Source organism: Streptomyces sp. NPDC057249, from assembly GCF_042669245.1.
In the GTDB taxonomy this organism is placed as follows: Bacteria; Actinomycetota; Actinomycetes; order Streptomycetales; family Streptomycetaceae; genus Streptomyces.
In genome coordinates this window covers 147172-153420 of record NZ_JBHUXS010000018.1, presented here as the reverse complement: position 1 = coordinate 153420, position 6249 = coordinate 147172, and the positions used below count along the sequence as shown (strand labels likewise).

Sequence of the window (6249 nt, the reverse complement as noted above, 5' to 3'; positions counted from 1 at the left end):
CGGAGGACCGGGCGGCCATTCCTCGCGAGCCACAAGCGGCAAACACCCATCAGCCACACCCGGTCCCCCCGGACCGCCAACCATTCTTAGGGAACACCCATGCAGACCGCTGTCACGAACCCCAGGCCGGTCCTCGACAAGCCGCTCATGCACTACGGGAGCCGGACCCTCGAACGCCTCGCGCCCGGCGCCGCACCGGTCACCTACCGGCAGGTCGAGATCAGCCCGCTCACCCCGCACTTCGGCGCCGTGCTCGGCGGTGTCGACCTGACCCGCCCCCTCACCGCCGAACTCGCCGAGGAGCTGCGGCAGGCGCTGCTGGAATGGAAGGTGATCTTCTTCCGCAAGCAGACCGGATTCACCGCCGAGCACCAGCTCGCCCTGTCCGGTGTCTGGGGCCCGCCCGAGCCCAACCCGTTCTTCCCGAAGACCGGGACGGCCGGCGTCTCACGCCTCGCCAAGGACGCCAAGGCGGCCGGCAACAAGAACATCTGGCACAGCGACCACTCGTTCATGGTCAACCCGGCGCTCGGCTCCGTCCTGCGCGCCGTGGAGGTGCCCGAGGCGGGCGGCGACACCATGTGGGCGGACATGGCCGCCGCCTACGACAACCTGCCCGACGACCTGAAGACCCGCATCGCCGAACTCACCGCCGTACACGACTGGGCCCCCAGCTGGGGCGCCCTCATGAACGACGAGCAGAAGGCCGCGTTCCGCACGTCCTGGCCGCAGGTCGAGCACCCGGTCGTCGTCCGCCACCCGCGCAGCGGCCGCAGGACCCTCTACGTCAACGAGCCCTTCACCACCCGCATCAACGGCCTGTCCGACGCCGAGAGCCGCGAACTGCTCGACATCCTGGTCCTCCAGGCCCGCATCCCCGAGTACCAGGTCCGCTTCCACTGGGAGGCCGACTCGATCGCCGTCTGGGACAACATCGCCACCCAGCACTACGCGATCAACGACTACTTCCCGCAGCGCCGGATCATGGAGCGCATCGCCATCGCCGGCGTGCCGCTCTCCTGAACCTTCCGCACCCCTTCCCAGGAGATCCCATGACCGCGGCACCGATCGAACGGCCCCAGCACCCCACCGCAACGGTGGCACCCGCCGGCACCCGCACCCGGGCCTGGACGGTGACCGTGCTCCTCGTGGTCTTCATGATGGTCAACTTCGCCGACAAGTCGGTCCTCGGTCTGGCCGCCGACGAGATCCGGGCCGACCTGCACCTGAGCGCCACTCAGTTCGGCCTCGTCAACGGCGCGTTCTTCCTGCTCTTCTCGGTCGCGGCCGTTTTGGTCGGTCTCGCCGCCGACCGGATCTCACCGAAGATCCTGCTGCTGCTCATGGCGCTGCTCTGGTCCGTGGCCCAGGTGCCCGCCGCGATCGGCGGCGGCCTCGCCGTCCTCGTCGCCTCCCGGGTCTTCCTGGGCGCGGCCGAGGGCCCGGCCTTCCCCGTGGCGCAGCAGGCCACCCTCGCCTGGTTCCCCAACGACCGGCGCAACCTGCCGGGCGCCCTGATCACCCTGGGCGTCACGCTCGGGGTGATCACCTCCGCACCCGGCCTGTCCTGGGTCATCCAGCACCACGGCTGGCGCACCGCCCTGTGGGTGCTGGCGGGCGTGGGGCTGGTCTGGGCCGCCGTCTGGAAGGTGCTCGGCGCGGACGGCGGACACCGCGTGGAGACCACCCCGGCGCCGGTACGCGAGGAGGCGCACGCCGTCCCGGTCCCGTACCGCGCGATCCTCACCAGCCGCACCTGGGCCGGCGCCACCTTCGCCTACTTCACCAGTTACTGGACCGTCGCCCTGATGCTGGTCTGGCTGCCGTCCTACCTCCGCAACGCCCTCGGCTACACGGCAGGAGAGGCGGGCACCGTCGTCGTCGCCCCCTGGACCATCGGCGCGGTCGTCCTGCTCGCCCAGGCCGGGGTCACCGGACGGCTCATGCGGCGCGGCGTCGGCAGCCGCCGCGCCCGGGGCTGGGTCGGCGGCACGCTGCTCGCGCTCGGCGCCCTGTGCTGCCTGGCCGTCCCGCTCGCCGACGGCTCCACGGCCAAGACCGTGCTGATCGCCCTCGGCTTCGGGTCCGGCGGCTCGTACGCGGCCGTCGCGGCGACCACCGTCAGCGAACTCGCCCCGCCGGACAGGGCCGGCGGGGCCCTGGGCGTCATGAACGCCCTGGTCACCATGGCCGGACTGGCCGCCCCGGCCGTCGTGGGCGCCCTCGTCGACGCCCAGGGGACCGACGGCTACCAGAACGCCGTCGTGCTCTCCGGTCTTCTCCTCGCCCTGGGGGCCGCGGCATCCTTCTGGCTCATCGACCCGGCCCGCGACGCGCCCCGCCCGACCCCCTGACCCTTCCCTCCACCGGACCCACCCAAGGAGCCCGCCCGTGAGCGCAGCCCCCGCACTCGACACCAGCCCGCTCGACCTCGCCGTCGCCGGCCTGCGCGACCGGGCCGGCACCTGGACCGCCACTCCGCTCCCCGAACGCGTCGCCCTCCTGGAGCGCATGCTCCCGCGCATCGCCGAGACCGCGCCCGCCATGGTCGCCGACGCCGCCGCCGCCAAGGGATACGCCGCCGACTCGGCCTGGGCCGCCGAGGACTGGGTCACCGCCCCCTGGGCCCTGGCCCAGACGGTGAGCGCCCACCTCCACGTGCTGCGCAGGCTCGCCGCCGGACAGGACCCGGTCGCCCCCGAGGCCGTCCGCGACCGCGGCGGACGCGTCCTGGTCGACGTCTTCCCCGCCACCGGGTACGACCGCCTCCTGCTCAACGGGTTCACCGCCGAGGTGTGGACCCTCCCCGGGACCACCCGCGAGCAGACGCTGGCCGACGCGGCGGGGGAGTACCGGGGCCGCCCGGGCCGCCCGGCCGTCGCCCTGGTCCTGGGCGCGGGCAACGTCCCCGCGATCACCCCCCTCGACATCCTGCACAAGCTGTACGCGGAGGGCGAGGTCGTCCTCGCCAAGATGAACCCCGTCAACGCCTACCTGCGCCCGCACTTCGAGAAGGTGTTCGCCGAGTTCATCGAGAAGGGCTGGGTGCGCTTCGTGGACGGCGGGGCGGAGACCGGCGCCTACCTCACCACCCACGACGGGGTCGACACCATCCACGTCACCGGCAGCGAGCGCACCCACGACGCGATCGTCTGGGGCACCGACGAGCAGGCCGAGCGGCGCAGGCGCGAGGACACCCCGCTCAACGACAAGCCGTTCACCAGCGAACTCGGCGGCGTCAGCCCGTGCATCGTGGCCCCGGGGCCGTGGAGCGCGGCGGACTTCCGCTTCCAGGCCGAGCACATCGTCACCAGCAAGATGAACAACTCCGGGCACAACTGCGTCGCCAGCCAGATCCTCGTGGTCCCCCGCGAGTGGGACGGCACCGAACGGCTGCTCGCCGAGATCCGCCGGGTCCTGCGCGCACTGCCGCCCCGCGCCGACTACTACCCCGGCGCCGCCGGCCGCCTCGACGCGGTCGTCCGCGCCCACCCCGAAGCCGAGACCCACGGGGAGGGCGCCTGCCGCCTCCTGGTCCCGGACATCACCGACGAGGGCGACCCCATGCTCGACACCGAGGTGTTCGCCAGCGCCCTCGGCGTCGTACGCCTGCCGGGCGCCGACGCCCCCGCCTTCCTGCGCGCGGCGGCGGAGTTCGCCAACGACCGGCTCCCCGGCACCCTCGGCGCGACCCTGCTCGTCCACCCCCGCACCGAACGCGCCCACCGCCGCGCGGTCGAGGAGGCGGTCGCGGGCCTCCGCTACGGCACCCTGGGCGTCAACTGCTGGTCGGCGTTCGGCTTCCTGCTCGGCTACACGCCCTGGGGAGCCTTCCCCGGGCACAGCCGCCAGGACATCGGCAGCGGCGTCGGCTTCGTGCACAACGCGTTCATGCTGGAGCACGTCGAGAAGACGGTCGTCCGGGCCCCCTTCGCACCCGCCCCGCGCGGCCTGCTCACCGGCTCCCCGTCCCTGTCCCCGCGCCCGCCGTACTACGTCACCAACCGCACCGGCCGCACGACCATGGAACGCCTCACCGCGTACACCACGGACCCGAAGGCGACGAGGCTGCCCGGCATCTTCGCCTCCGCGCTCCTCGGCTGATCCAAGAGAGACAGGGGGCGTCGGGCACTCCCAGGCAGCCCGACGCCCATGTCGGATTTCCGCCAGCCACCCACCCCGCCGGTGGCCCATCCTTGAACCATGCACACCGACACCGAGCGCTGCGTCCGGGCGGTCCGGTCCAAGGACGCCCGCTTCGACGGCTGGTTCTTCACCGCCGTCCTGACCACCCGGATCTACTGCCGCCCGAGCTGCCCCGTCGTGCCGCCCAAGGCCGAGAACATGACGTTCTACCCCAGCGCGGCGGCCTGCCAGCAGGCCGGGTTCCGGGCCTGCAAGCGGTGCCGCCCCGACACCAGCCCCGGATCACCGGAGTGGAACGCCCGCGCCGACTCGGTGGCCCGCGCGATACGGCTCATCCGCGACGGCGTCGTCGACCGCGAGGGCGTACCCGGCCTCGCCGCCCGGCTCGGCTACTCGCCCCGCCAGATCGAACGCCAGCTGGTCGCCGAACTCGGCGCCGGACCGCTCGCCCTGGCCCGCGCCCAGCGCGCCCAGACCGCCCGGGTGCTCATCGAGACCACCGCGCTGCCCATGGCCGAGATCGCCTTCGCCGCCGGGTTCTCCTCCGTACGCACCTTCAACGACACCGTCCGGGAGGTCTTCGCCCTCGCCCCGGGCGAGCTGCGCACCCGTGCCGCCGGCACCGCGCCCGCACCCGCCGCCCCGGGCGTCATCACGCTGCGCCTCCCGTACCGCGCCCCGCTCAACCCCAGCAACCTCTTCGGCCACCTGGCCGCGACCGCCGTCCCCGGCGTCGAGGAGTGGCGCGACGGCGCGTACCGCCGCACCCTCACCCTGCCGCACGGCCACGGCATCGTGGCCCTCACCCCGCGCCCCGACCACATCGCCTGCCGGCTCTCCCTCACCGACCCGCGCGACCTGACCCTCGCCATCAGCCGGTGCCGCTGGCTCCTCGACCTGGACGCCGACCCGGTCGCCGTGGACGAACAGCTGCGCACCGACCCGCTGCTCGCCCCGCTGGTCGACGCGGCACCGGGCCGCCGGGTGCCGCGGACCGTCGACGGCGCCGAGTTCGCCGTCCGCGCCGTGCTCGGCCAGCAGGTCTCCACCGCCGCCGCCCGCACCCACGCGGCCCGCCTGGTCACCGCACACGGCACCCCGGTGGACGACCCCGAGGGCGGACTCACCCACCTCTTCCCGGACCCCGGGGCGCTGGCCGGACTCGACCCCGAGCAGCTGGCCCTCCCCCGCACCCGCCGCCGTACGCTCACCACCCTCGTCCAGGCCCTGGCGGACGGCTCGCTGCGCCTCGGCCCCGACTCCGACTGGGAGCGGGCCCGCACCGAACTGGCCGCGCTGCCCGGGTTCGGCCCCTGGACCGTCGAGGTCATCGCGATGCGGGCGCTCGGCGACCCGGACGCCTTCCTCCCGACCGACCTCGGCATCCGCCGGTCCGCCCAGCACCTCGGCCTGCCGTCCACCCCGGCCGCCCTCACCGCCCGCGCGGCCGGCTGGCGCCCCTGGCGGGCGTACGCCGTCCAGTACCTCTGGACCGTCGACGACCACCCCATCAACCATCTCCCGGACGCGGAAGGAAGTGCCCCGTGACCCGGCAGCACACCGTCACCGACAGCCCCTACGGCCCGCTGACCCTCGTCGCCACCGACGGCGTCCTCGCCGGCCTCTACATGACCGCCCAGCGCCACCGGCCCCCCGAGGAGACCTTCGGGGAGCCCGACCCCCGCCCCTTCACCGAGGCCATCCGCCAGCTCGACGCCTACTTCGCCGGCGAACTGCGCGACTTCGACCTGCCGTTGCACCTGGACGGCACCCCGTTCCAGCGCAGCGTCTGGGAGCAGCTGCGGCTCATCCCGTACGGCGAGACCCGCTCGTACGGCGAACTCGCCGAGAACCTCGGCAAGCCCGGGGCCTCCCGGGCGGTGGGCCTGGCCAACGGCAAGAACCCGGTCGGCATCATCGTCCCCTGCCACCGGGTGATCGGGGCCTCGGGCGGCCTCACCGGCTACGGGGGCGGGCTGGACCGCAAGCAGCGCCTGCTGGCGTTCGAGAACGGCACGGAGCAGAACACCCCGGCGCTGTTCTGAAGCGCGTACGGCGAAGGGCCCCGCACACGCGCGTGCGGGGCCCTTCGCCGTACGGCGT

The 6249-nt window shown here is 73.8% G+C and carries 5 protein-coding genes; all 5 read left to right on the top strand.

The annotated features are described in order from the left end of the window. The first annotated feature begins 99 nt into the window (after positions 1-99). Positions 100-1023 (top strand): TauD/TfdA dioxygenase family protein, encoded by a 924-nt coding sequence (locus ACFUJY_RS28435; protein WP_383304916.1) that lies wholly within the window; start codon positions 100-102, stop codon positions 1021-1023. Between the two features lie 29 nt (positions 1024-1052). Continuing rightward, on the top strand, positions 1053-2354 hold the full coding sequence (locus ACFUJY_RS28430) for an MFS transporter (RefSeq protein ID WP_383304915.1): 1302 nt from the start codon (positions 1053-1055) through the stop codon (positions 2352-2354). A gap of 37 nt (positions 2355-2391) precedes the next feature. Continuing rightward, the gene (locus ACFUJY_RS28425; RefSeq protein WP_383304913.1) at positions 2392-4104 is read left to right on the top strand and encodes an aldehyde dehydrogenase family protein; all 1713 of its coding nucleotides are present in this window, start codon (positions 2392-2394) and stop codon (positions 4102-4104) included. A 99-nt stretch (positions 4105-4203) separates the two neighbouring features. Then, entirely contained in the window at positions 4204-5694 is a 1491-nt protein-coding gene (locus tag ACFUJY_RS28420) for an AlkA N-terminal domain-containing protein (protein ID WP_383304911.1), read from the top strand. Further along, complete coding sequence (locus ACFUJY_RS28415) at positions 5691-6191, top strand: methylated-DNA--[protein]-cysteine S-methyltransferase (protein ID WP_383304910.1); 501 nt, start codon at positions 5691-5693, stop codon at positions 6189-6191. Before ACFUJY_RS28420 ends, ACFUJY_RS28415 begins: the two co-directional genes overlap by 4 nt. Positions 6192-6249 lie beyond the last annotated feature (58 nt).

Excerpts from the sequence above, each read along its gene's own strand:
- ACFUJY_RS28435 (WP_383304916.1), top strand. The coding sequence starts at position 100 with ATGCAGACCGCTGTCACGAACCCCAGGCCGGTCCTCGACAAGCCGCTC.
- ACFUJY_RS28430 (WP_383304915.1), top strand. The coding sequence starts at position 1,053 with ATGACCGCGGCACCGATCGAACGGCCCCAGCACCCCACCGCAACGGTG.
- ACFUJY_RS28420 (WP_383304911.1), top strand. The coding sequence starts at position 4,204 with ATGCACACCGACACCGAGCGCTGCGTCCGGGCGGTCCGGTCCAAGGAC.